A 25,053-nucleotide genomic window follows, 5' to 3' on the forward strand; every position below is an offset into this window, starting at 1 on the left:
TTGAATGTTTTGTTGGATTATTCTTCTTCCTGTACTCGGATGTCATCAAGCAGCAGGCGGTTCTTACCTTGGCCTGTGCCCTTGAGGCCTGTGCCCCATTTGGCACCGCCTACGAACACGAGTTGGGTCTCGGCAGTGGCGCCCTTGATGTGGAACTGGAAGGTTGCACCGGGTTCGGCCCACGGGTTGTAGCCCTCGCCGTGCTCGTTCTTGGGCGAGTCGGGGAACACGGTTACAGTGAAGTCGGCCACGCTATAGTTAGTGCCGCCAATCTCGATAGTGCCCATGGCGTCGCTCTGTATTTGTCCCGGACCGATGAGTCCCACCTTCAGCACGCCGTCGTCTACCTTTCCGTTGCTGGCCATGTAGCCTATGCACTTGAAGGTTACGACAACATCGGTGGGCTGCTTGATTGCCGTGAGCGGTGGCGAAACGGCGTCGCCGGCATCGTTTGTCTTGCCTATCTTGATGTAACCACGGCCACCGTAGAAGCAATCGCCGAGCGTTGTCCAGCCCTGTCCTTTCTCGGCATCGCTCCACTTGGTGTAGTTAACCTCGGGATAGTTGTAGTAGAAGTCTTCCTTACCTTCCTGCATCCAGTCGAAACGCTCGTAGAAGATGATGCCGGGAGCCGACTGCGTGATGACGGTAGATGAGGTGAGGCTGCTGAACTGGCCCTCACCCTGTACGGTGAGGGTAACGGTACGCTTGTCGCCAGTGTTCTTTTCGAGCGAGATGTAGACAGTATCCTTGCCCAGAGAGTCAATCTTTGCCCAGTCTGCCTGTTCCAGGCTGGCCGTCCAGGTGATGTTGCCGCTTACGGGAACCTTGAGCTGGCTCTTGGTGGGTAGGGCCGTGTAGCCGTTCTCGGCACCTACGATGGCCACGGTAGGAACACTGGCGGCCTGGATTACTTCTATGCCGTTGAGCGTCTCACTGCCCGAGACAACGTTGATATGTCCGGTCCGGCCGGTGAATGCAGGGTTGGGATCGACCCAGTAGTAGAAGATGCCGTCGTCCTTGCCTTCGTCTACAAAGATGTGCAGCCAGGCGCTGTCGTCATCAGAAAGGCTGATGGTCCAGTCTCTGTTGGAACGGATGACAACCCCTTTTCGGTTGGTTTGGGTAATGCCCTCGATGCCTACGTTCACGGTCTGTTCGCTTCCCTCGAAGTTCAGATACGGCTCACCGCTGCCGGTATTGTCGTCGGAACAGGCTGCAACCATAAAAGCTGCTGCCAGGAAAGCAACGATTGCGAATATGTTTTTTGTTTTCATCTTGTTTCGGTTAATGTTGATTAATGACCTCTCTGTATCGCTTCCTTGCTCCACCAGAGTGGTGTCTTCATGTCGTTGGGGCCACCCATGCGCTGCAGTGCGGCTTCGGCGTTCACGCGGTTGGTGGCAATGGTGGTGTTGGGATAGGCGAAGCGGGTTGGCAGCACGCCGTCATTGAGCCAGCTCTCGTCTACGGTAAGGACTGGATAGCCGGTGCGGCGGTACTCTGCCCAGCCCTCCATGCCGATGAAGTAGGCTGCCAGGTAACGCTGGTTGGCTATCAGCTGGAGTTTGTTCTCGGCATCGTCCCACGATGCGAGGGGCGACTGCATGTACTCACTAATGGCCTCGTCGGTGATGAGATGGGCCGGGTCGGTGGCTACACCGTAGTCTGACCACTTCTTGAGCGAGGCTGTTACGCCATTGATATAGTACTCGCGGGCAGCGTCTTCACCACCGGCAATGTACCCCTTCATGGCAGCTTCGGCCAGTATGAACTCAACTTCGGAGAAGTCCATGAACCATTCGTCGGCGTTGATGCGGCAGTAGCTGGCGTAATTGAGGTAGGCGCCGCCGCCGAAGTCGGTGTTACCGATGTTGGTGCCGCAGCCGTTCCAGTAGCCAACTTTGTTCTGCGTGGCGAAGATAGGCAGGCGGGGGTCGACGGTGAGGTCAACTTTCTCTCCCTGTTTCTCCACCATCAAGCTGATGAGGTTTTTCGTAATGCGATAAGCATCGAAGTCGGCCTTGGTGTAGTTGCTGGGATCGAACTGGCTGTAATAGGGGTCTGTGCCCGAGTAATGCACGGTGGCATTGTCGGCACTGGAAGTGAAGATGGGATAGTTTTGCGGTTCGCTGACTATCTGGTTGATTTTTTGGATAACACTGTGTTCGCCGTCAACGAGTGTAGAAGGCCGTCCGCTGATGCGGCAGAGCAGGCGCAGATAGAGCGAGTTGTTGAACTTGCGCCACTTTGCCATGTCCATCTTGTACATGCCGTCGAGCTCGATAACGGACTGGCTTACCGTGGGGTTGGAGGCGTAAATTTTGTTGGCAGTCTCCAAATCGGCGCACATTTGCTGATAAACTTGCTCCTGCGAGTCAAACACAGGCGTCCTGTTGCCTTCTTCGGCCTTAAAAGCCTCGGCGTAGGGAATATCTCCGAAGATGTCGGTCAGCCCGTTCATGAAAATCACTTTCATGGTGAGTGATATTGCCTCCAGCGGTTTGTCCTCCTGCTTGATGGCCAGCCGGTACATTTCTGCAGCGTTGGTGGCATAGCGGGCGTAGGTGTTCCACACGCTGGTCCAGTTGCTGTCGCCAATGTCATACTTGTAGGCACGGCCCAGCGTGTTGCCGGTTTGTGCGGTGTACTGGGCTATCTCATTATTCCATGAGTAGCTGTAGTAGGTCAGGAAATTGGCTCCGCCGTAGAGCAACGGTTCAAACATGGAGCTGGCACTCAGCTTTCCGCTCTCAACTGTAATCTTGTTGGGATTCGTGTTGGTCTGGTCAAAGTTGTCGGTACAGCCCGACAACAGGAAACCGCATGCCAGCAGGGCTAGTGAATATATGGATTTGTTCATGATTTTATCAGAATGAAAGTTTAACATTGATGCCATAAGTACGCGTCATGGGGAACGACATGGTTTCTATACCGGCGTGGATGTCGGCATTGTTAACCATGGCAGTCTCTGGATCATACTGCGGGAAGTCGGTCAGGCAGAAGAGGTTGGTGGCATAGACACCCAGTGAAGCACTGATGAGGAACTTGGTGCGTTGGCAGAGAGCTTTGGGCAGACTGTATTCGAGGCGCACTTCCTTGAGCTTGAGGAACGAGGTACTGAAGGTGTTCTCTTCGCAGTTGTTGCGGTTCCACACATAAGTGTTGTAGTAGTTTTGCGCACTTGCAAAGACTGTCTTGTTGAGTGTGTAGACGCCTTCCTCACCGGTGGCCTGCACGCCCTCCACAACCAAGCCGTCGTAACGGCCTTCGAGCGAGTTCTTCAGTTTGCCTTGGTAAGCCAGGGCGAAGTTGGTAACCGAGTAGCAGTGGCCGCCGTGCTGGGCCGAGAACGACATGGAGAGGTTCCAGTTCTTGTATCTTACATTGGTGTTCAGGCCTCCCGTCCAGTCAGGATTAACCTTACCGAGATCCATCAGGTCGCTGCTGTCGAGAGTAGGATAGCCCTGGTTGTTGATTATCTTCATGCCGCTGCAGTCAACCTTGTTGCCTTTTTCGTCGAGATAATAGGAACCTTTGGGCGCGCGTTTGTACCCGTGACCGTACAGGTGGTACATCTCATGACCCACATAAGAGTAAACATAGACGCGGTTACCGATGGTTGTACCCATGTCGGTCTGGTAGGGAGTCGCCGGATCCCAGTCGTCCTGGAGGCGTTCTAGTTTGTTCCAGTTCTTCGACCAGTTCAGGTTCACGTTCCATTCCCAGTCGCGCGTCCTTACCGGAGTAAAGCCGAGCGTAAGCTCCAGGCCTTTGCTCGAAATCTCGCCGGCATTGATGGTGAAGCCTGTAGCGCCTGTTATCTGGTCGGCAGCTACCGATACAATCTGGTTGGTGGTGCTGGTAGAATAGGCGGTGAAGTCGAATGAGAGCCTTCCACCGAAGAACTTGCCTTCGAATCCTGTTTCCCAGCTTTCTTCATTCTCCGGTTTGATGTTGGCATCAGGAATTGTAGCGCCGATGGTATAGCCGCCGTAGTAGCTGGTAGAGTTGTAGTAACGGTCCAGTGTGTAGGGAGATGTGTCGGTACCTACGTTAGCCCAGGAGAGTTTGAACTTCAACATGTCCACCCATTTGGCTTTGTTTTCGAAGTTGAAAACCTTGTCAAGCAGCACGCTGGCCGAAACCGACGGGTAGTTATACGAGCGGTTGCCTCTGCTCAGCGTGCTCGACCAGTCGTTGCGGTCCGTAAGTTCCAGGTAGTAGGTATTGTCCCAGCTCAGTGATGCAAAGGCATAGAGGCTGTTCACCTTCTTCTTTGAATGGTAGCTGAACACATCGGGGCTGTAACCTGACGGTACATTGTAGACATTATACACGCCGTCGTTCTGCAACTTGATTAATGTCACGCGGTTGTTGTAGTACTTGTAGTTCATGCTGTTGCCGCCGAACGAAACGGAGAACCCGAGGCGGTCGCCCACGAACTTGTTGTTCACATAGTTGAACAGGAAGTCGTTGTTGATGTTATAGATGCGGGTTACCTGCTCACGATAGAAACCCTGCATGTAGCCTGAAGTGAAGAAAGGCTTCTGCTGCGTTCTCCACAGGTCGGAGAAGTCGAGCGAAGAGCGTAACTTCAGTGTGAGGCCCTTTGCGAGTTTGGCCGTCAGTGATACGTTACCGTAGATGCGGTTCTTGTTCATTACGTTGAGCTCCTCGTAAACTGTACGATAGGGGTTGAGCGGCTGGTCGGAGCGATACACCAGACTGCGGCCGTTGGAGCCATCGCCATTATAGTTCTCTTCGTTGTACCGTCCGCCGAAGTACTCGTCGGCATATACGGACGCGGGCTGGTTGGTATAGGCCATGCAGAGAGCATAGATGGGGTTTTGCGACGAGTAGCCTGTAGCCGGCAGGTTGTCACTCCGCTTGTTCATGAAGTTCACGCGGCTGCTTACGCTTATCCTCTTGCTGATGGGGCTGTCGAAGGCCAGTGCCACGGCGTCGCTTACGTAGCCCGTGTTGGGCATAATCCAGTCGTTGCGGGTGTCGGTAAATGATACGCGGCCGTTGGTTCCCTTGCCGTTGCCTCCGCTTACAGTCACATTGTTGCGGTAAGTGGTGCCGGTCTCGAAGAAACCTTTATACCAGTCGTCGTTGTACGTCCAGGGCAGGGCAGTGTATTCGCCCGTCTCCCAGTTCTTCGACGCGTATTGATAGCGCAGCTTCGAGGCATCGTACTTCTCGCCGAAGGCGTAGCGTGACATGTGGCTGCCCACGGCAACGCCGTCGGGTGCCTCGTCACTGCTCAGAGACCAGAAGCTGAACGGCTCCAGACCCATGTCGCTGCCCGGGCCGTAGGTCGACTGGAAGTCGGGCCAGTAGCCTGCCTGCTCGAAAGTAACCGATGAGTTGACCGTTACGCCCCAGCCTTTGTCGGTGCGGCCGCCCTTGGTCGTGATGACGATGGCGCCGTTGCCGGCCATGGAACCGTAAAGAGCGGTGGCGGCGGCACCCTTGAGCACGGTTACCGACTCAATGTCGTCGGGGTTTATGTCGCCCGCTCCGTTACCGAAGTCGACCGGAGCATCCTGGTTGGCGTAGGTAGAGCCGCTGCCCGTAGCTATGCTGCTGGAGTTGATGGGCACGCCGTCGACCACGAACAGGGCCTCGCTGTTGCCGTAGTTCAGTGAGTGGTCGCCGCGCAGGGTAACGCGCATGGAACCCAGCGGACCCGTTCCGGCCTCCACCATCGACAGGCCGGCTACCTTGCCCTTCATGCCTGTAAGCCAGTTGCCGCTAACGGTCTTGTTGAGATCTTCGCCCGCCATCTTGGTGACAGAGTAGCCGAGCGACTTCTCCTCGCGCTTGATACCGAGGGCGGTTACTACAACATCCTTGAGCGACTGGGCCGACTCCTGCATCACTACCTTGAGTTCGGTACGCCTGCCCACTTTAATCTGCTGGGCGTCGTAGCCGATGTAGGAGAAGTTGAGCGTGGGATTGTCGCCCCTGACGGAGATGGAGAAGTTGCCGTCGGCATCGGTGATGGCGCCCATCTTGACGCCTACCTGCGTTACGGTTACTCCAACCAGAGGCGTGGTGCCGTCGGCATCGAGCACCTGACCTTTGACTTGTCTCTGTGCGAGCAGCGGCAGGGTGGCCACGAAGGCCATTACGAGTAATGCCGCTTTCTTGAGATTCATGAGTTTTTTCATCATATTACAGTAAATGTTGTTATTATTTCATGGTTAATCCGAATGCCTTTGGCCGCACCATTTCTTCCGTGTACACCCGGCCGAAGCCGTCGGTAACCTTGACGGTGAGCGTGGAGGTGGCGCTCGAGGCCCTGACCTTGAACAGGTGGGCGGTGCGGGTGGTCACAAAGGACTTGGTAGGAGCGTGGCCTGCAGAGATGCGCTGCACCTCGTAGGCCAGTATATGGAGCGGGTCGTAGCCTGCCATGCGGGTAACGGCGAGCGGCAATCCGGCCTCAAAGACTTCAACTTTCCAGCTCTCGTCGTAGTTCCACACGTTGATAAGCACCTCGTTGTTGTCCGTTATCTTGTCGTATCCGTGGGCATAGGTGTGCAACAGGGCGTCGGGGTCGTTGATGTCGGAGCTCAGCATGTAGGTGCGGTTCATGTCGTAGGTGCGGAACTGATAGCTGCTGTCGTGTCCCTTTGCCTTGTAGTACCAGCTCAGGTCGGTGCCGTTGAAGAGGTAGACGCCGTAGCCGCCGGGCGTGCCGTCGCTGCAGATATGCTGCCGTCCGTCCGTCAGCTTGCCCGTCCACCACCAGGTGGCGCAGATGGCGGCGGTGTTGTGTTCATGTATATTGGCCGGCCGGTTTACGTTGTAGTTAACGTGCGTGTGGCCACTGAGCACCTGTACGTTCCTGAAGGCGTTGACGGCACTCATCAGTCCGGCCGCGTTGTCCAGCCGATAATCGGCGGTGGTGTGGCCGGCAGCATCTGTCGATGGATAGTCGTACAGCGGAGCGTGAAGGGCGATGACGAGCGGCCGGCTCTTGTCCGTTACCTGCGCCAGGTCCTTCTTGAGCCATTCCAGTTCTTCTTCGGCAATGGCGGCGTTGAAGTTCCGTTCGCCCACGGTGCCTATGGAGCCGCCGTTGTTCAGGTACTCAATGTCGTCCATCACCACATAGTGCACCTTGCCTGCATTGAACGAGTAGTAGGCGGGAAAGTTTTCAATGAACTTCTGCTCGGCCTGCCAGTCGTCTGCATAGTAGGGGTCGTTGTCGTGGTTGCCCATGCAGTGGTAGAAGGGGCAGTTAATCTGCTGCAGTTGGCGGAAGGCGTCGGCGATTGAGAAGTTGTTCTCGTACCAGTACAGGTCCCAGCTCTCGTCGCCCAGGCTGAGCCCGTAGACCTTGTAACCTTGGTTGCGGAGCTCGAGTACGGTGGCATTGATGTCGGCAGCCATCTGCCCGAACTGCCCGATGTCGTCGTTGCGGTTGGCCAGATGGAAGTCGGCCATGGCCAGCACGGCGTGCTTGTCGTTGTCCGTGCGGGTGAGTTTGAAGTCCTTCTGCTCCGTCTCTGCGGGCTTGAGCTTGTTCACGCGCTCAAAAAAGCGGGGCGTGTTGCCGCTTACGGGCACCTCGTAGCCGGCCGGCGTGCTGATGAACACGTAGCCGAACTTCTTCTTCGAGGGCAGGTAGTAGATACCTTTGCTGTCGGTGGTGGTTACCTCTATGCCGTCCGAAACCGCCACGCCTGCCACGCCCGTGCCGTTGCAGGTAACCTGACCCTTGAGAGTCATGCCCGCCTTGTCGGGGATGGTTGTGGTTGGAGTAGTCTGCCCACCGGTGCCGGGGGGTGTTTCGGTGCCGTTGGAGTCGGTGCCCGAACAGCCTGCCGATGCCCATCCGATGGTGGCAAGCAGTATCAGGATGCTGATAATGCGGTTATGTAGATTGATCGTTCTCATGTTCTTGGTGCAGTTAATGATTTGTTTCAGGCGCTGCCTGATGTTGCGAGCGAGTGCAAAGTTATAGCAAAAACTTTTTTCAGTTCATCACGCGTTGTTACGATTGTGTTAAAATTCATTTCCGGGCACCGCCTGTAGCCTGCTTGTTTGGGCCAGCGCGTTCCTGTTGGCGAGAGCTCCGCGGGGGGCGAACGGGCTGCCCGGCCGGGGCTGTTGTAAGCCCGCAGGCAGCACGGGTTGCCCGGCGGTTTTGGCGGAGCTATGCTTCAAGGCTGCTGAAGCTATCCTTCAGGGAGCTTGAAGCATAGGTTCAAGGGCCTTGAGGCATAGCTCTGTGGAGACCGATCTGCAAGTGGCGTCATACTGCATGTTTAAAGTCGGTTAGCTGTCTTCATCGTATCCATCCAACGGGGCGCACGTTGCAGGCGCCCCGTTGGATGACCGAGAGGGGTTTACTTGATTTTCTCGTAAACGTAGAGTTCGTGTATCTCCTTGGTGTAGCCTTCTTCCGTGAACGGGCCTATGGGCATGCCGAGCAGTATCTGGTTGCCGCGGTTGTTGAGCACCACGAGGTCGTCGTTCGTCGGGTCTACCGAGAGGCCTTCAATCTCGCCGGCACGGCGGAAGTCGCTCATCTCACGGAACAGGTTTACGCGGCCGGCCATGGCGCCTGCAGCCACCTTGCCCGGCTTCTTCACGGCCTTGAAGTCCTCAACGCTTACCTGCACGCCGTCCTTGAGTCCGGTGTAGGGAACGTTGCTGATGTCGGCCACGTACACGTTGTCGGGAATGCCGAAGGTCGACTCACCGTCGTCGGCAGCGAAGAGCATCTTGCCGTCGGCAATGAAGATACCCTGGCACCAGTAGGGTGTGGGGCGGCACTGCATCTTGGTGTAGTACATTCCCGTTTCGAGACTATAGCAGTAAACGTAGCGGCTGTCGACCCAGTCGCTCATCCACACCATGTTCTTCTCGCGGTCTATGGCGAGGCCCGAGCATTCCACCTGGCCCGATTCGGCCACCCAGGGTATGGTCCGTTTCCACTTCAGAGTCTTGGCATCGTACACGTCGACGGAGATGTTGTGGCCCTGTCCGAACTCGAACTTCTCGTTGCCGGTGTAGATTTCGCCGTTGTAGATGTCGATGTCGCCAAAGTGGTTGGCCAGTTCGGGATGGTTGAAGGGCTGGTCGTTCTTCATCACGAGGTTGCCCTGCTTGTCGTATTTGTACAGGGCGCGGGTGTCGCTCACGTAGTAATAGTCCTTGTCTATGGCTATACCCTGCCTGCCAGCTACGGGTATTACTTTCTTGAGCCGGTATTCGGTGCCCAGATGCTGTGCACTTGCGCCGATGCCCATGAGGCAGAGGGCTAATAGAATCAATGTTTTTTTCATAATGACTGGATGTTTAGAAATTGATTTTGATGGCTGTTGGCAGGTTAGAAACAGTAGATTCCCATCACCTGCAACTTGCTGGAGCTGCCCTTGTCGTTGTTGGTCACTTTGGCCTCATCGGTGTACATGGTCAGAATGTAGTTGGCCTGGAACTTCAGGTTCTTGTTCAGGTGGTAGGTGAGACCGAAGAGCACGGAGTCGTAGTTGTTGAGTGTGGACTTGTTCACCTTGTCGCGGTACATGGCGTATCTTACCATGGGCATCCATGGACCGAAGTGGTAGGCGGCCAGTGCATAGAAGCCGTCTTCCTTGATAATGCTCTGTCCGCCGTGGCTCGAAACCATGTGGCCGTACTCTGCACGCAGGTCGAGACCCGCCGGCTGGTTGTACCAAGCACCCAGCACGTAACGTGTCATGTCCTGGTTCTCGTAGGTCTGGGTGCCTACTGTACCGGCATACTGGCCCCAGTTGAATGCTCCTTTGATGCTTAGGTTCTTGATAGGGCGGAATGTGAGGGCTGCAACCAAATCCTTGGACTTGTTGTTGTCGTCCTTGGAAGGCAGCGAACCGTTGGTTACTGAGAAGTTGTAAGACAGGTAATTGAAGCCTTCGGAGGAAGGTGCAACGTCTCCGAAAATCATGACACCTAAGTCGCGCCCGTAGTCAACCCAATCATAAGCGATGGGGTTTCGACAAACCATGCGGTAACAGATATCGGAGAAGTCTACTGTCTCCAGTGTTGCGGGCGAGATGTCATAATTTTCATAGCCCAAGGGCAGGTAAAACTGTCCGGCTCTTACCTTCACGGCATCGCTGATTTTCATCGTGGCAAAGGCGTCCATAACCTGCAGGTTCTTCTGTCCTCGGCCGTTGGTGGTTCCGGCAATGCCGTTAAAGGCTTCAATCTGCAGGCGGAAGGAAACGTTCTTGCTCACGTTGCCGTCTGCAATCAGGCGCAGGCGCTTGGCCTGGAAAGAAGAGGAGTGCTTGCCCAGGCTGTTGTACTGGTAGCCTGTTTGCAGGTAGCCGGAAATCTTGGGCAGCTTGTCAAGCACTTTTTGCCAGCCGCTGGGTTCTTCGGCTTGTGTCTGTCCGGCCACAGCTGCTTGGGGTTCGCTCGCTTGAATGGCAGCTGGCTCCATAAGCGGAGACAGATTTCTGTCACTGGCGGCGATGCTGTCACCGGCCTTGGCTGTTCCTGTTGAAAAGGTCATCATGGCCAATAAGGAATAAAACAAGGTTTTCATGTCTTTTGTTTTAAATTAGGTTATTGATAGAATTACATGAATCTTCTGCCTCTGTAAGGCAGCAGAAAGAGATAAGATTTTGGTTTTTTACATAAGCTTTGGTTTTTATGGTTAGGTTGTTCTGATGTTCCGGCAAGGTTTTTTATCTGTTCAGCTCGTATTCTACGCGTACTGCTTCCCTTACGCTGCGCTCGGGCACGGCGATGGTGTAGCACTGCAGGCTCTCATCGAACACGGGCTTCACAGTGCGGCCGTTTACCTTTGCCTTCTGCAGCCGGCCGCAGGCGGGGAGCTGGAGTTGGTACGAGCGCCGCGAGAGCTGCCCCTGGTAGGAGCCTTTGGCAGGCTGCACGGTGATGGTTACGTGGCTGTCCTGCTGGTTGTAGACCAGGGCAGTGGTGGCATTTTGCCCCCGCTCGTAGTCGAGAGAGATGCCGTCGTCCTCGTAGAGGCTGAAGGTATTGGTTACATCGCGGCCTGCGGGATAAGCCCGAAGCACAAGACACGAGAGCGGAGCCGTGGTGGGTCGCCTGATATAAGGCTGCATGGGCAGCAGCCAGCCGCCCTTGACGTACATCGGGAACTCGTCTATCGGCTTGGTTACGTTGCGGGTCTGGCCGCCGTTGCAGGCTTCGTGGGTAAAGTAATCGTACCACACTTCGCCCTCGGGGAACCACACCTTCTGCGATGCCTCCATGTCGGCACCCTTGCCGGGTGTGGTGATGGGGGCGGCGAGAATGAGGTCTCCGAAGAGGAACTCCTGCGGGTTACGGAAGGATTCCTTCTGGTTTCCGTAGTCTATAAACAGACATCGGTTGAGCGGTATCATGGTAGTGTGGGTCTGCCATACGCTACTATATATATAAGGTATAAGCTGTGAGCGCAGGTGGTAGACCTTGCGCAGGGCCTGCGTCATGGCTTCCGAGCCCAGCCAGGGCCTGCGGTCGAGCCGTGGGTCCTTGGTAGAGTGGACGCGTAACGCTGCCGAGAGGGCGCAGAACTGGGTCCAGCGGGCCGTGAGCTCGGGGTCGGGGTCGCCGCGGAAACCGCCGATGTCGTGTGCCCAATAGTAGCAGCCGCCGTTTCCGCTGCATGCAGTGAGCTTTACCTCGAAGGCCAGCATCTCCCAGTTTGACTGTGCATCGCCGGAGAACTGGATGGGGTGCTTGTGGTCGCCGAAGCCTGCCCAGCGCGAATAGTTGCAACCTCGCCTGTTGTTTTGCTGCGAGTTGCGGTAGTAGAGTTCATTGAGCCAGGCCAGGGTAGTGGTGTTCGTGCCCGGCACATAGGGGTAGAGGTAGTTCTGCTGCCAGTCGAGCCACCAGAAATCTACACCCATCTGCTCCGACGGACGGTGGGCGTAGTCGAAGAAGTTGGTCATGTATGTACGGCTGGAGGGGTCGAAGAGCAGCGGCCTGTCGGCTTTCGCGCCCATTGCCTGCATGAAGGCAGCGTACTGCTGCTCGTGAGGACGGAGGCCGTCGTGCGGGTGGTCGTTCAATGATACGGTGATGCCCTGGCGGTGAATGGAGTCGATGAGTGCCTTGGGGTTGGGAATGAGCTGCGTGTTCCAGGTGTAGCCGGTCCACTCCTTGTGGCCGTTGTGCCCCGTGCCAACTGTTGCGTCGTTGGTATGCCAGCCCATGTCGAAGACTATGTTGTCGAGTGGGAAGTCGTGATCGTCGTAACCCTTGATGATATTGAGGAACTCTTCCGAGGTGTAATCCCAGTAGCGGCAGTACCACACGCCGTGTATGTACTTGCGCGTCATGGGCACCTTGCCGCTGATGGCGCCCAGGCTGGCCAGTGCGGCCTTGTAGTCGTTGCCGTAGATGAAGCAGTATTCGTCCTGCAGGTTGTTACTCGTGTCGCGTGGTTTGAGCCAGCCGTCGACCACGAGGTCGGCTCGTGCGTCGTCAATCATGTACCATCCGTCGCGGCTCAGGATGCCGTCGTTCATGGGAATTTCGTGGGTCACGCGGTCCAGAGTTTCCACCGGTCCGCCTAAGTTGTTCTTCAGGATGAAGCGGTTGGTGAACTTCTGCTCCTTGCCATCGCGCTTGTAGTAGACTGCCAGGTTGCTGGTTGAGAAGGGATAGCCGTCGTGTTTGAACCATATTCGCAGTGCCGAGGTCGTTATTTCGTAGCAGTCGTCGCCTAAATCCCTGACCGTAAACTGGTCGGCCGGCAGCCTGTTGTTGCGCTCGGAGGCAAAAAGCGTGGGCGCATCAATGAACTTTCCGTTCCTTGCATATTCCAGGCGGAGCAGCGTAGGGGTGACAATCGTCATGCGGTTGTTGCCCCACACCAGCGGATTTTGCTGCGGTGTGGCGGCAAAGGCAAGCTGCACGATGAATGCGCCAATCAGTAGCAGTAGGCTTTTCTTCCTCATCAGACTAAAGGTTTTAACGGTTCCAAACGGTTGTTTTAAGGCTTTCGCGAGGCTTCGAGCAATGCTCCGAATTCGGCAATGCTGCGGGCCGTGATGTCAGGTTGCCGCTCGTAGGTGAGCGATTGCTGCAGAGTGGTTTCGCCGGAGAGCACGAGTACGCCTAACGAACCGGCGTTCTGGGCGGTTGCCACGTCGGTGTAGATGCGGTCGCCGCACATGGCTATCTCATCCGACTGCAGCCCGTATTTGTCTCGTATGCAGTAAAGCATGTTGGGATTGGGCTTGCCGATGACAATGTCGGGCTGCCTTTTGGTGGCTCCCTCAATGGCTTTGCAGATGGAGCCGCAGTCAACCAGGATGGTTTCCTGGTCGGTGGGGCATACCCAGTCGGGGTTGGTGGCAATGTAGGGAATATCGGCCTTTGAGGCCCACCATGCTGCCCGGCAGAGGCGAGCGTATGTAAGCGTCATGTCGAAAGCCACGACGAGCAGGTCAGGTCGGTCGGTCGGAGAGTCTTCTGCCAGTTCGAACCCGGCCTTCATGAATTCCTGCTGCATGCTTGGTGTGCCCAAGGCGAAGATGCGCTTGGCCTGCGGATGATGCTGGTGGATGTAATCAATGGTGGCGATGGATGAGGTGTACATCTGCTCTTCTGTCGCCTTGATGCCCAGCTGCTGCAGTTTCAAGAGGTAGTCCTTGCTGCTCTTGGTGGGATTATTGGTCAGGAAGGAGTAGGAAATGCCGTTATCGTGCAGCGTCCTGAGAAAGTTCTGCGTGTAAGGAAACAACGTATTGCCTAGGTAAATGGTTCCATCCATGTCCAGCGCCACGTGTTTTATCTTGGCGCAGGCCTGCAGCAGCTCCCTTTCTGATAGCGGACTGATGTACTTGTCGATTGTAGTCATAGCGCTGAATGGTTTTATTCTTCGTCGTACTTGATGGCCTGGCTGCGCTCGTATCCGTCGCGCGGAGCTTTCCACATGGAGATCAGAACGAACATACCGATAATGGCTACAACGATGATAGTTTCAAACACCTTGGTCCATCCGTAGATATCGGCCACGTAACCCACCAGCAGACCGGAGAAACCCGAGCCCACATAGCCCAGTATTCCGGAGATTCCGTTGGCTCGGGCGGATGCTTCTTTGGTTGCCTGGTTGCCCAGCTCGATGCCTATAAGTGCCTGCGGGCCGTAGATGCAGAAGCCTGCACCAACGAGGACGGAGGCCGTCAGCGTGATGCCTGCACTCGAGGGCAGGAACCGGAAGATAGTCATGAAGATGGCGGCACCCAGCATACACATCACACACATTCTGTGTCCTTTGCCATGGAAGATATGATCAGTAGCCCAGCCGGCAAAGAGCGTTCCCACTATTCCGGCTATCTCGAAGGCTGCTACTGTCCATCCGGCTTCTGATATCTGCATACCACGGCTCTCGGTGAGGAACTTCGGGCCCCAGTCGAGCACACCCATGCGGACTACATACACGAACATGTTGGCTATACAGAATGTCCACACCCAGCGGTTCTTCCATACCATGACGCTTTCGAACTTCTTCCGGGCCTTTTTACTCATGTTCGAAGAGTAGCCACCCAATGAAGTGTCGGGCAGGTCGGGCAGTCCGGCGTCCTTGGGTTCATCGCGCAGTCCGATGAAAATAAACACCGCACCGGCCACGGCCAGGCATGCCGGCAGCCAGAAGCACCACTTCCAGGCGCCCACATGGCCGGCATAGGCCAGTGCCTGGGTGGTGGCATTGGCCACGTCGTTGCTGGTAAGGTTGGCGGTAATGCGCTCCACCACGGCTGCATCGGCGCTCATGTTGGTGCCTAACGACCCCATGATGTAGCCGCAGACGATGACCGCCAGCGCTGCTCCTATGGAGTGCGACGTGTTCCATACCGACATTTTGGTTGCCAACTCACTGGGATGAATCCAATGAGGCAGGATGCGGGCGCAGGGAGGATAGCCCATGCCCTGGCAGTATTGGTTAAAGATGATGGTGATGCCCATCACGAGGATGAGCGTACTGGTGAAGTCGGGGCCGCTGTCGCTACCTGTTATCAAGGCGCTAAGGTTGACTCCGAAGCCAAATGCAAAGTTGGCAACGGCACAGAGCAGCAAGCCTATGGCCATCACAATGCGCCCCCTGACTTTATCTACCACGTAACCGTTGATGAATCTGGAGAAACCGTAGACCAGCGAGCCTATGAAGATAATCCAGCCGAAGCTCTTGTTGGTAATGCCGTATTCGGCTGTAAGGCCCGGCATGGCCAGCGAGAAGTTCTTCCTTACAAAGTAGAAGATGGCGTAACCTATCATGGTAACGATGATGGTTCTCGCCTGCCATGACATGAAAGCCTTTCGTTGTGAGCCCAGCGGACTGTAGACGTCGTTCTTTTCCATGATGCTTTAGATGCTTATTTCTTGTTTTTAATCAAGTATTGTTCTTCTTTGTAGGTCAGTGCCATGAAGAGAATGGCCAGCAGGCAGGCGCCTATGAGCAGGATGAAGGTCCAGTTCCATCCCGCAGCTTCGGCCACGTAGCCTATCACTACATTAGCCAGCAGGGCCGTGCCCAACACGTAACCCATGAAGCCTGTCAGCCCGGCAGCCGTTCCGGCAGCGTTCTTGGGAGCCAAATCCAGGGCCTGCACGCCAATGAGCATGACCGGTCCGTAGATGAAGAAGCCGATGGCTATGAGGCAGAACAGCACGATGTGGATGTTGTCGAAGTTCTGCCAGTACACCACGATGCACACAGCTACGATGGCCATGAAGATGATGGTGGGTACTGCCCGCCGCCCGTTGAACACGTGATCGGACAGCCAGCCGCAGATAATGGTTCCAGGTATGGCGGCTATCTCGTAGGCAAAGTAGGCCCAGCCGGCGTTCTTGATGTCGATGCCCTGCTCGGTCAGGATGGTAGGTGCCCAGTCCAGGCAGCCATATCTAACCATATACACAAAGGCGTTGGCAATGGCGATGTACCACAGAAACCTGTTTGAAAGTACCGTTTTGAATATTTCGCGCGTCGAGAGTACCTCTTCCGCCTTCTCGCTGTAGGTCTTGGCGTAGTCGCCTCTCCATTTTTCGACCGCCGGCAAGCCGCATGATTGTGGCGTGTCGCGTATGAGGCAGTAGGCTATCACGGCGATAAGCAGCGCCACGCAGGCCGGGAACAGATAGGTTCCGATGAGGAAGTAGCGCTGCTCGTCGGCTCCGTAGAACCAGGCGCCGAACCACGTTGCGCCATATACTGCCATGGGGCCAACCAGTGCGCCGCCCACGTTGTGGGCGCAGTTCCATACCGACATCCACGTGCCTCGTTCCTTGATGGAGAACCAGTGGGTCATTACGCGCCCGCAGGGAGGCCACCCCATGCCGTTGAACCAGCCCACGAGAAAGTTCAGGACGGCCATGAGAACGATGGCCCACGTCTTGTGCTCCGGGCCTATACACTGTATCGGCACGATCATGAACATCATTGACAGGGCTGCGAGGCACAGTCCCAGCGGCAGGAAGCGGCGCGCATTGCTGCGGTCGGAGACGCTGGCCATGATGAATTTGGAGAACCCGTAGGCTACGGCATTCATCGACAGCACCACGCCCAGCTCGCCCTTCTCGAACCCGAAAGGTGCCAGCATGGGGATGGCCATGGAGAAGTTCTTCCTTACGATATAGAAACCGGCGTAGCCGATGAAGATGCCCAAGAACACCTGCCAGCGCAGTTTCTTGTATCTGGCGTCGGCTTCAGGCCCCGACTGCTCGGCTCTATAGGCCGGTGGTGCTAAGAAGTTCCACATTTTCTTGGTATTTTTTAATATCTGTTACAAAGTTAACGAATTTATTGCTTGGTTGCATGCCGCGCGCCGGGTTTTTCGTGCAACGCGGAGAGGTTTGTCCGCGTCGGGTCACAAAGATTTAACTGTTCAGCTTCCGCGTTTGCTCCACGTCGAGTGCATCGGCCAGAATGCTGATGGGGTTCATCACGGGTACGCCCGTCGACATCTCTATCTGCCATTTGCAGGTCTCGCAGTCGGTGGCCACACAGTCGGGTGCCACCTCCTTGATTTGCCTGAAGAGGCCTTCGCCTATCTGCTGCGCGCGCTCGTAGTTCTCGCGCTTGAAGCCGTAGGTACCGGCTATGCCGCAGCACTGGCTCTCCAGCATCATGAAGTCGATACCCGGTATCAGCTTCAGCAGTTCGGTGCTGTACACCACCCAGCCCATGCGTTCCATGTGGCAGGCGCTGTGGTAGGCCACCTTGAGGTGGTAGTCGGGGCGGAATGCCAGCTTGACCTTGCCTTCGTCGATGAGGCGGTACAGGAAGCGCGTGGCCAGTGTGATGTGGCTGCGCACGTCGCTGTTTTCGATGTTGAGCAGCTCCTTGTACTCGTCGCGCATGGTGAAGGTGCAGGTAGAACTGGTTGTTACTACGGCCTCGTCGTTGGCAGTAATGGATTTCCGTATGGCTTTCATGTTGTTCAGTCCCTGTCTGCGGGCCTGCCCCGAGAGGCCGTTGGCTATGAGTGCCACGCCGCAGCACTTCTCCTTCTCCAGCAGGTGTACGCCGTAGCCGCAGGCATTCATAATCTTTACCAGGTCCTTGCCTAACTGCGGATAGTTGTAGTTTACGTAGCAGCCGTGGAAGAAACTCACGAACCGCTTGTACTCCCGCTGCTTCTCGCGGGCGTGTTTGTTGAACCAGGTCTCGAACTTCTGCGCCGAGTAGGCCGGGAAGGTGCGGTGCTTGTCAATCTTCATGACCGTGTGGAGCACGGCCTTTGCAGGCTTCAGTCCCAGTGAGAAGTTTACGAGCGGGGCCACTTTGTTGGCCAGCGTGCCCATGAAGTCGGTGTTGGCCAGCATGCGGTCGCGCAGCCCCGGCGTGTGAGTGCTGTAGTCGATGCGGGCTGCCTGGATGAGGTCTCCTATGCGTACGCCCTCCGGACAGGCCACTTCGCAGCGCTTGCAGTTCAGGCACATCTTCAGCGACTCGCTGAAGAACTTCGCATCTTTCAGTCTGTAGCGCTCCTGGTCGGGGCCCGACTGCTTGGGGCCCGGGTATGTCGGTTCCACTGCCGATACGGGGCAGTACACTGTGCAGATGCTGCACTTGAGGCACTGCTCGAGGTTGTGGCGGCTGATGCTTTTTATCTGTGTTTCTTCTGCCATGCTCTTATTCGCTTAATATGTTGTGTGCAGCCTGCAGGGCGGTAAGCATGTCAACGCCCTCCTTGTCGGCCTGCCGGGTGGGGGCATTGCCGCTCAGCACGTCGCCGGCCGCATAGAGGTTGCCGATGGTTTGCCCGGCCTTCTGCACATGCAGGTTTTCGTCGGTTCTCACCCCGTAAGTCATGTAGGGCTGGGCGTCGAATACGCCTGCCGCCTGCCAGTCGTTGCGGGCCTGATGGGCGTCAACGTCGAGCCCGAAGACCGGTTCCAGTATCTGCCTGTAGTTGGATGTGAGTCCTCCACTCATGAACGAACCCGTTGCCAGCACGTAGTTGTCGGCCTTGAGCGGGGTGTCCTGCAGGTGCTCGGTGGTGATGTTTTCGAGCCGCGGGCCAAGCTCGCCGCCCGTAACGGCATCGTTGTTGAGGTAAGTACCGCCCAGTGCGCAGAACCGCCGGCGCAGCTTTTGCTGCATCATGACCCCGGGCACCGAGGGCGGCATGCTGACCACAAACTCCAGCTTGCGGCCCGTAAGCTCGCGTAGCGTGTCGGCACAGCCGCTATTGGCAAAGCCCATGACGGCCGGCAGCAGCATGACGTCGGCTCCGGTGGGTATCTTGCGCAGCTCTGCGGCCACCTTGCGCAGCTTCTCCTCGTCGTCCAGAACCTTGGCTATGTTGGTGGCCCGCATCTCCGAGGGGCTCCGGCGCGCGTACTCCAGTTCGGGAGTGGTAACGGTATGGCTGGTTGTGGCCACGCCGGCTTGTTCTAAGTGGTGGCGGAAGAAGTCGACCGGAAAGTCGAGAAATCCTTCGATGTTGACGATGGCAGCGCGCTTCCAGGCCATTTCGCCGGCTGCGTTGGCCGTGGCCAGTCCCTGGAGCGTGAGCCATGCAGGCATGGTGGTGCCGATGGGAGTGAGCCTGCAGTGGTTGCCCTCGCCGCCACCCGCGAAGCTCAGATCCGCCCGCGAGAGCAGCTCCTGCGCCTCGGCAGCCTTCTGCCGGTGGCCGGTAACCTTGGCGTAAGGGTGCGAGGCAGGCAGCTGCGCCATGACTTCAAAGGGGTTGAGAGCAACCTCTCCGCCCTCGTTGTAGCCCATCAGCCCGATGCTGCCCGAGGCATAATGCAGGCTGCTCTGGCCGGCAGCGGCTATGAGTACGCGCTGGCCGGCCTCGGCCAGCCTGATGCCGCAGGTAAAACCGGCCAGTCCGCCTCCTATGATGATGGTATCGTATCTCATAATTTCTTGTCTTTATCAGGTGTAACGACGCGGTCCAGTCCGCAGAGTCCGGCGTAGATGGTCTGCGTGAGCTGTGCTTCCTTGAGCGTGTCGCCCCATGCCACGGGGCGCATGCCTTTCCACCGTTCCTGCAGGAAGTCCTTCAGGTCGGCCTCGGCCTGGTCGGCCCGTATCTTTGCAGCACGGCACAGAACGCCTGCGGCACGCATGGTGCAGAGCTCGCCCTGGCAGGTTCCCATGCCCGTACGCGTGCGGCGGCGCAGGTTCATGAGGTTGTGAATGTGCAGCTTGTCGGCTGCAAACTTCACTTCTCCTACGCTCACCTGCTCGCATTCGCAAACCAGAGCGCGATCCTCGGCCGTCTGGTGGCTGATGTCGCGTGCCATGATGCCGTGGCGTCCGGCTGCCACGTTGTGGGTGTAGTCGGTGTCTGTGCCGGCGGGTTCTTCCGATCCGGGCAACGGAGTGACTGCTGTCTCGCACTTCCTGCTTACGCCCAGCTTGCGGCAGGCCAGGTTGGTGGCCACTTCGGCCATCATGCGGTAGGTCATCATCTTGCCGCCGGTAATGGTGATGAGGCCGGCCAGCCCGTCGCGCTCCTCGTGGTCAAGGAGCACGATGCCCCTGCTGATGCTGCGCCCCGTGGGGTCGTTGTCGGCCGCCACTAAGGGACGCACGCCTGCGTAGGCCCGCAGAATGCGGGTGGAGGCCAGTGCCGGCGCCAGCTTCTGGCCCTCGCGGAGCAGGATGTCCACCTCCTGGGGCGTTATCCCGAGGTTGTCTACCGTCTCAAAAGGAACCCTGTCGCTCGTCGTTCCGATAACGCACACGGTGTCGTCCGGCACCAGTATGTCGGCATTGTTGGGCTTGCGGCAGCGGTTGATGACCATGTTGTTTACCCTGTGGCCGAAGACAAGCAGCGCTCCCTTGGCCGGAAACATGTTGATACGCACGCCGGCCATGCGGGCGATGCTTTGGCCCCAGATGCCTGCTGCGTTGATAACGAGGCGGCTGCGCACCTCGCGCACCTCGCCGTTACGGTTGTTGCGCAGGCTTACGCCCACCACGCGGCCGCCCTGCACGATGAGTGCGGTAACCTCCTGGTAGGTCAGCAGGTCGGCTCCATGCCGGCGGGCGTCAATCACGTTGGCCGTGGTGAGCATGAAAGGGTCTACGGCCGCGTCGGGCACCCGTACCGCTCCCGTGAGCGCGGGGTTCACGGCAGGCTCCATGCGGAGCGCTTCGGCGGGGTCTATGATGGTGGCGCTGATGCCTGCACGGTGGCAGGCGTCTACAAACTGCTGCTGGTAGCCGAGGTCGTCCTCGGGCAGCGTGATGAAGAGACCGTCGGTTTCTTCCACGCAGTGGCGGGCTATCTTGCGCAGAACCATGTTCTCCTTGATACATTCCGAGGCCGACTCACTGTCGGTTACGGCGTAACGGGCGCCGCTGTGCAGCAGCCCGTGGTTGCGCCCCGTGGCCCCGTTGGTGAGGTCGTACTTCTCAACGAGCAGCACCCTGAGGCCGCGCATGGCGCAGTCCCGGGCCGTGCCGGCGCCCGTGATGCCGCCTCCTATGATGATGACGTCGTATTCTTTGTTGGTTTCCATGTGCATTGTTTCGTGCATGAGGTCGTAGACAGGGTTGTGGCTTGCAAAACAAAACGCGCCGGGTGTTGTGAGTTGCGAAACGAAACCCATACTTGTTTCTTTTGCAACAAAGGTATATTATATTTCGAAAACATACAAGTTTTATTAGTTTATTTTAACAATAAAATCTCCGTTTGCCAGCTTCCGCCGGTCAGGTGCTGCGGGGCGGTTTTGCCGGAGGCGTCTTTCAAGCCTCTTGATGCTATGCTTCAAGCCCCTTGAAGGCATCGTTCGGGCGCCTTGAATGCCACCTCCGCTGCAACGCCCTGTGGCAGGAGGATGTTGCAAAGACGAGTGTTTGCTGTTAATTAGTGTTTAGTTTAAACAAAAACAAATATGATTTTATCGTGTTTATATATATATTTTGTATAATTGCATCATGTTTTTATTTGGAATTCAAAACTAAAATAAATCCTCAAATCACATGAAGCATTATTTCACTTTACTTGCCTTGTTATTTATATCCTGTAGTTCATTGGCTCAAAGAAAGCAATGTGTTTGCCGAGGCGCTTGGTGCTTCGACGACATTTGGTGTAAGCTACGACACGCGTTTTAATTCTCATACAAACTGGGGCGGACGAGTTGGGGTTGCCTACACCAATTCCCACGCGGATGATTTCTTTCAGAATTCTACTGGACACACAACGGGCTGGACGCTGCCCGTTGCAGTAAACTACCTGTTTGGTCGCAAAAACCACCATGTAGAGCTTGGTCTTGGGGTCAGTTTCGGGCAATACACTTACAAGAACAAAGAGGGGGCGTATACCGTTGAGCGTGATCGTAGCGGAACTTTCGGCTTCTTCGATATTGGCTACCGTTATCAGTCGGAGAAAGGAATTACCGTTAGGGCAGGCTTGAACCCGGGATTCAAGTTTGACGATGATCATGGCGTAGACCGTGATGCGGTAATTTATCCTTATATCAGTGTGGGTTATTCTTTTTAAAATTCATAAGACTGTGGACATGAAACAGGTAATCCTTATCCCAGTCTTTTTAGGATTATGCGCCTGAATTCAGATGAATGATCAAGCATGTAAAAAGCAGAAGTAGCAAATAAGATATGGTAGGAAAAGCATGGTCTTTAGAATTCTCGTCTCAAACCTACTTATATAATATGTTAATATATTGTTAAAGGTACCGCGAAGCGAAACTGGTAAGTAAATAATTCGTATTTTTGTTTCACGTTAAATCAGTTAGAAATACTTCCGGGACGAAGCCGCCGGCGCCGGTCGGCACGCAAAGTCCTGCCCTTACATGTATGACTAAAGAAGAAAGACACAAAACTATACTGGAGCAATTCTTCAAGCAAGACTTTGTTCTAGTTTCCGAGTTGGCAGAAATGTTGGATGTTTCGTCGGTCACGATACGCAAGGACTTGACCGAACTCGAGAAGGAGGGCAAGCTCTACCGCAGCCACGGAAAGGCCATAGCCATCAATCCCTTTGCCAGCAACCGGTCGGTGAATGAGAAAGAACTGCTCTATCCCGAAGAGAAGTACAAGATAGGCGTTGAGGCTGCCAAGCTGATAGAGGACAACGACTCCATCATCATAGCCTCGGGAACCACCATCCACGCCTTCGCACGTTGCATCAAGCCGGCCCAGCGGCTCACTGTGGTCTCGGCCTCGCTGCAGGCCTCCATCCTGCTGGCCCAGAACGACAACGTGGACATTATCCAGCTGGGCGGCATGCTGAGGCACAGCAGCCAGTCGGTTGTCGGCGACTACAGCGAGCTGCTGCTCAATGACTGCTCGTTCAGCAAGCTATTCATCGGCGTTGACGGTATCGACTTCAACTTCGGCATTACGACTACTGACATGCGCGAGGCGCACCTCAACCAGAAGATGATACAGGCCGCCCAACGCACCATTGTGCTGGCAGATTCGTCGAAATTCGGCCGCAGGGGCTTTGCTAAAATCAGCGACATGGAGGACGTGGACATGATTATCACCGACTCGCACATCAAGCCCAACGACCGCAATCGCATTGAGGAACTCGGCATAGAGCTCATCATAGCCGACGTGAGCTGGACCTCCGCGGCTCCTTTACACTTAAACCCATAAAACAAAACAGATATGAACATTCCGTCAGATTTTGACCCTATCAGGCCCTTTAACCCCGAGGAGCTGCCTGAAGTATATGACCGGCTCTTTGCCGACGACCAGTTTCGCAAGGTGGTAACCAACTTCTACCCCGAAGTTCCGTTCGAGGAAGTGGAAAAAAGGGTGCGACGCTGCAAGACGAACCTCGATTTCCAGAAGGTATTCTGCTACCCCTTCCTGCAGAAACTCATCACTCAGGCCAGCCTGGGCTGCAGCATGGATGCGTCGAGCGTGAACATCAAGCGGCGCTACACCTTCGTGAGCAACCACCGCGACATCGTTCTCGACTCGGCGTTCCTGGACAAGCTGCTGCTTGACGTGGGCTTCGACACCACCTGCGAGATAGCCATTGGCGACAATCTGCTCACCGTGCCGTGGGTGAAAGACCTGGTGCGCATCAACAAGTCGTTCACCGTAGAGCGCGCACTCCATGCCGCCGAGATGTACAGGGCCAGCAAACGCATGTCGGACTACATGCACTTTGCCATCGCGGAGAAGAAAGAGAACGTGTGGATAGCCCAGCGTGAAGGCCGTGCCAAGGATTCTAACGACCTTACGCAGCCTGCCATCCTGAAGATGATGGTTATGGGTGGCGAGGGCAGCCTCATAGACCGGCTCATCGCGCTGCACATCGTTCCGCTGACCATCTCTTACGAGTACGACCCGTGCGACTATCTCAAGGCGCGCGAGTTCCAGCTCAAACGCGACGTTCCTTTCTGGAAGAAGACCTCCGGAGACGATATGGAAAGCATGGTGACGGGCATCAAGGGCTTCAAGGGTCACATCCACTACCACTGCGCACCGTGCATAGACGAGTGGCTGCGCAAGCAGAATGCCGATGCTCCCAAGAACCAGCTGTTCGACAGCATCGCCGCTTATATCGACATGCAGATACACCGCAACTACCGCCTCTTTGCCAACAACTACATCGCTCTGGACATGCTGCAGGGCAACAAGGACCATTCCGACATGTATTCGACCAAGGAGCGGGCGCTCTTTGAGCAGTATCTGGCCGGCCAGTTGGCCAAAATAAACATCGAGAACAAGGACGAGAAGTTCCTCCGGGAGTGCATCCTGAACATGTATGCCAACCCGGCAAAGAACTATTTTGCCGCACGCGATGGCGATAACAGCCGCATCAAGTCCATCATGAACCGCTTTACGTTCAAGAAATCCTGATGGAGCAACCGCGCCGATGGCATGACCTCTGCCTCGCGATGCTGGCAGCAGTGCTGCTGGCAGCGTGCAGCAACGACAACTACGAAGCCGGCGACGGCAGGTACTCCTACCTTACGTCCGACTTCGTAGAGGCTTTTTCTGCCTCTCCCGGCTCCATTGCGCGGGCCGTGACGGATGCCGACGAACAGCTGCAGTTCTCTGCTGCCATCGCTGCCCAGTGGGCTACGAAGACCGATTCGGTGTATCGGGCCCTGCTATATTATAATAAGGTGGGGACTGAAGCCGAGCCCGTGAGCATTGTCCGCGTGCCTGTGTTGCAGCCGGTAATGGCTTCCGAGGCCGGCGCCATTCACACCGACCCGCTCGAATTCGTAAGTGCATGGGTTGGTAAGAACCGTAAATACCTGAACATAGGCCTCGGACTGAAGACCGGAAAGCAGGAGGAAGCCGACAACAAGCAGCAGGTGGGCGTGGTGACCGATGCCGTTTACACCCACGCCGACGGCACCCAAGAGGTGCACTGCCGCCTTACGCACAGCCAGAACGGCGTACCCGAATACTATACCAGCAACGTTTACGTGAGCATTCCCTTGCAGGTGTGGCCGGCCGGAACGCAGATTTACCTTTCCATAGCCACCTACAAAGGCACCGTTACCAAGCGTTTCAGCAAATAATGACACCTGCCGCTCCCCTTTGAGAGCAACAGGTGTCATTGCCTTTTGTCGTTTTCAGGCCATTGGCCTTTGCCTTCTTTA

At 56.1% G+C, this 25,053-nt stretch carries 17 protein-coding genes; 4 read left to right on the forward strand and 13 right to left on the reverse strand.

Annotated elements, in window-relative coordinates; all coding sequences use genetic code 11:
- Window positions 1-17 precede the first annotated feature (17 nt).
- The 13 genes from BMW31_RS10645 to glpA form a co-directional block, all read right to left on the reverse strand.
- A complete protein-coding gene (locus BMW31_RS10645; protein ID WP_091825461.1) occupies window positions 18-1,277 on the reverse strand; it encodes a BACON domain-containing protein in 1,260 nt (419 codons plus the stop codon).
- Window positions 1,278-1,297: 20 nt separating this feature from the next.
- A complete protein-coding gene (locus tag BMW31_RS10650) occupies window positions 1,298-2,863 on the reverse strand; it encodes a SusD/RagB family nutrient-binding outer membrane lipoprotein (RefSeq protein ID WP_177166312.1) in 1,566 nt (521 codons plus the stop codon).
- A gap of 7 nt (window positions 2,864-2,870) precedes the next feature.
- Window positions 2,871-6,182 carry a SusC/RagA family TonB-linked outer membrane protein gene (locus BMW31_RS10655; protein ID WP_255404941.1) on the reverse strand — a complete coding sequence of 1,104 codons (3,312 nt, stop codon included), beginning with the start codon at window positions 6,180-6,182 and terminating at the stop codon, window positions 2,871-2,873.
- Window positions 6,183-6,201: 19 nt separating this feature from the next.
- Window positions 6,202-7,914 carry a calcineurin-like phosphoesterase C-terminal domain-containing protein gene (locus tag BMW31_RS10660; protein ID WP_091825467.1) on the reverse strand — a complete coding sequence of 571 codons (1,713 nt, stop codon included), beginning with the start codon at window positions 7,912-7,914 and terminating at the stop codon, window positions 6,202-6,204.
- A gap of 452 nt (window positions 7,915-8,366) precedes the next feature.
- Window positions 8,367-9,308, reverse strand: coding sequence for a YncE family protein (locus tag BMW31_RS10665; RefSeq protein ID WP_091825471.1), 942 nt, complete (start codon window positions 9,306-9,308; stop codon window positions 8,367-8,369).
- 44 nt (window positions 9,309-9,352) lie between these two features.
- The gene (locus tag BMW31_RS10670) at window positions 9,353-10,555 is read right to left on the reverse strand and encodes a porin (protein WP_091825475.1); all 1,203 of its coding nucleotides are present in this window, start codon (window positions 10,553-10,555) and stop codon (window positions 9,353-9,355) included.
- Window positions 10,556-10,697: 142 nt separating this feature from the next.
- On the reverse strand, window positions 10,698-12,947 hold the full coding sequence (locus BMW31_RS10675) for a glycoside hydrolase family 31 protein (protein ID WP_091825480.1): 2,250 nt from the start codon (window positions 12,945-12,947) through the stop codon (window positions 10,698-10,700).
- A 35-nt stretch (window positions 12,948-12,982) separates the two neighbouring features.
- The gene (locus BMW31_RS10680; RefSeq protein ID WP_091825484.1) at window positions 12,983-13,852 is read right to left on the reverse strand and encodes an HAD-IIA family hydrolase; all 870 of its coding nucleotides are present in this window, start codon (window positions 13,850-13,852) and stop codon (window positions 12,983-12,985) included.
- 14 nt (window positions 13,853-13,866) lie between these two features.
- Window positions 13,867-15,354 carry an MFS transporter gene (locus tag BMW31_RS10685; protein WP_091825487.1) on the reverse strand — a complete coding sequence of 496 codons (1,488 nt, stop codon included), beginning with the start codon at window positions 15,352-15,354 and terminating at the stop codon, window positions 13,867-13,869.
- Window positions 15,355-15,368: 14 nt separating this feature from the next.
- Entirely contained in the window at window positions 15,369-16,754 is a 1,386-nt protein-coding gene (gene pgtP / locus BMW31_RS10690; RefSeq protein WP_091825491.1) for a phosphoglycerate transporter protein PgtP, read from the reverse strand.
- Window positions 16,755-16,872: 118 nt separating this feature from the next.
- The gene (gene glpC, locus BMW31_RS10695; protein WP_091825494.1) at window positions 16,873-18,126 is read right to left on the reverse strand and encodes an anaerobic glycerol-3-phosphate dehydrogenase subunit GlpC; all 1,254 of its coding nucleotides are present in this window, start codon (window positions 18,124-18,126) and stop codon (window positions 16,873-16,875) included.
- Between the two features lie 4 nt (window positions 18,127-18,130).
- Window positions 18,131-19,369 carry a glycerol-3-phosphate dehydrogenase subunit GlpB gene (gene glpB, locus BMW31_RS10700; protein ID WP_091825497.1) on the reverse strand — a complete coding sequence of 413 codons (1,239 nt, stop codon included), beginning with the start codon at window positions 19,367-19,369 and terminating at the stop codon, window positions 18,131-18,133.
- Window positions 19,366-20,985 (reverse strand): anaerobic glycerol-3-phosphate dehydrogenase subunit A, encoded by a 1,620-nt coding sequence (glpA, locus tag BMW31_RS10705; RefSeq protein ID WP_091825584.1) that lies wholly within the window; start codon window positions 20,983-20,985, stop codon window positions 19,366-19,368. Before glpA ends, glpB begins: the two co-directional genes overlap by 4 nt.
- Window positions 20,986-21,512: 527 nt before the next feature.
- Here glpA and BMW31_RS10710 point away from each other — a divergent pair.
- From BMW31_RS10710 to BMW31_RS10725, 4 genes are all read left to right on the forward strand, one after another.
- The gene (locus BMW31_RS10710) at window positions 21,513-21,962 is read left to right on the forward strand and encodes a hypothetical protein (protein ID WP_255404942.1); all 450 of its coding nucleotides are present in this window, start codon (window positions 21,513-21,515) and stop codon (window positions 21,960-21,962) included.
- Between the two features lie 314 nt (window positions 21,963-22,276).
- Window positions 22,277-23,080, forward strand: coding sequence for a DeoR/GlpR family DNA-binding transcription regulator (locus BMW31_RS10715; RefSeq protein ID WP_091825503.1), 804 nt, complete (start codon window positions 22,277-22,279; stop codon window positions 23,078-23,080).
- Window positions 23,081-23,092: 12 nt separating this feature from the next.
- The gene (locus BMW31_RS10720) at window positions 23,093-24,298 is read left to right on the forward strand and encodes a 1-acyl-sn-glycerol-3-phosphate acyltransferase (protein WP_091825506.1); all 1,206 of its coding nucleotides are present in this window, start codon (window positions 23,093-23,095) and stop codon (window positions 24,296-24,298) included.
- Window positions 24,298-24,972, forward strand: coding sequence for a NigD1/NigD2 family lipoprotein (locus BMW31_RS10725; RefSeq protein ID WP_091825510.1), 675 nt, complete (start codon window positions 24,298-24,300; stop codon window positions 24,970-24,972). Before BMW31_RS10720 ends, BMW31_RS10725 begins: the two co-directional genes overlap by 1 nt.
- Window positions 24,973-25,053: the final 81 nt, after the last annotated feature.

This window comes from Prevotella sp. kh1p2 (genome assembly GCF_900111525.1).
Lineage (GTDB): Bacteria > Bacteroidota > Bacteroidia > Bacteroidales > Bacteroidaceae > Prevotella.

Coding starts and splice junctions, on each gene's coding strand:
- BMW31_RS10645 (WP_091825461.1), bottom strand. CDS start 1,277: ATGAAAACAAAAAACATATTCGCAATCGTTGCTTTCCTGGCAGCAGCT.
- BMW31_RS10650 (WP_177166312.1), bottom strand. CDS start 2,863: ATGAACAAATCCATATATTCACTAGCCCTGCTGGCATGCGGTTTCCTG.
- BMW31_RS10655 (WP_255404941.1), bottom strand. CDS start 6,182: ATGATGAAAAAACTCATGAATCTCAAGAAAGCGGCATTACTCGTAATG.
- BMW31_RS10660 (WP_091825467.1), bottom strand. CDS start 7,914: ATGAGAACGATCAATCTACATAACCGCATTATCAGCATCCTGATACTG.
- BMW31_RS10665 (WP_091825471.1), bottom strand. CDS start 9,308: ATGAAAAAAACATTGATTCTATTAGCCCTCTGCCTCATGGGCATCGGC.
- BMW31_RS10670 (WP_091825475.1), bottom strand. CDS start 10,555: ATGAAAACCTTGTTTTATTCCTTATTGGCCATGATGACCTTTTCAACA.
- BMW31_RS10675 (WP_091825480.1), bottom strand. CDS start 12,947: ATGAGGAAGAAAAGCCTACTGCTACTGATTGGCGCATTCATCGTGCAG.
- BMW31_RS10680 (WP_091825484.1), bottom strand. CDS start 13,852: ATGACTACAATCGACAAGTACATCAGTCCGCTATCAGAAAGGGAGCTG.
- BMW31_RS10685 (WP_091825487.1), bottom strand. CDS start 15,354: ATGGAAAAGAACGACGTCTACAGTCCGCTGGGCTCACAACGAAAGGCT.
- pgtP (WP_091825491.1), bottom strand. CDS start 16,754: ATGTGGAACTTCTTAGCACCACCGGCCTATAGAGCCGAGCAGTCGGGG.
- glpC (WP_091825494.1), bottom strand. CDS start 18,126: ATGGCAGAAGAAACACAGATAAAAAGCATCAGCCGCCACAACCTCGAG.
- glpB (WP_091825497.1), bottom strand. CDS start 19,369: ATGAGATACGATACCATCATCATAGGAGGCGGACTGGCCGGTTTTACC.
- glpA (WP_091825584.1), bottom strand. CDS start 20,985: ATGCACATGGAAACCAACAAAGAATACGACGTCATCATCATAGGAGGC.
- BMW31_RS10715 (WP_091825503.1), top strand. CDS start 22,277: ATGACTAAAGAAGAAAGACACAAAACTATACTGGAGCAATTCTTCAAG.
- BMW31_RS10720 (WP_091825506.1), top strand. CDS start 23,093: ATGAACATTCCGTCAGATTTTGACCCTATCAGGCCCTTTAACCCCGAG.
- BMW31_RS10725 (WP_091825510.1), top strand. CDS start 24,298: ATGGAGCAACCGCGCCGATGGCATGACCTCTGCCTCGCGATGCTGGCA.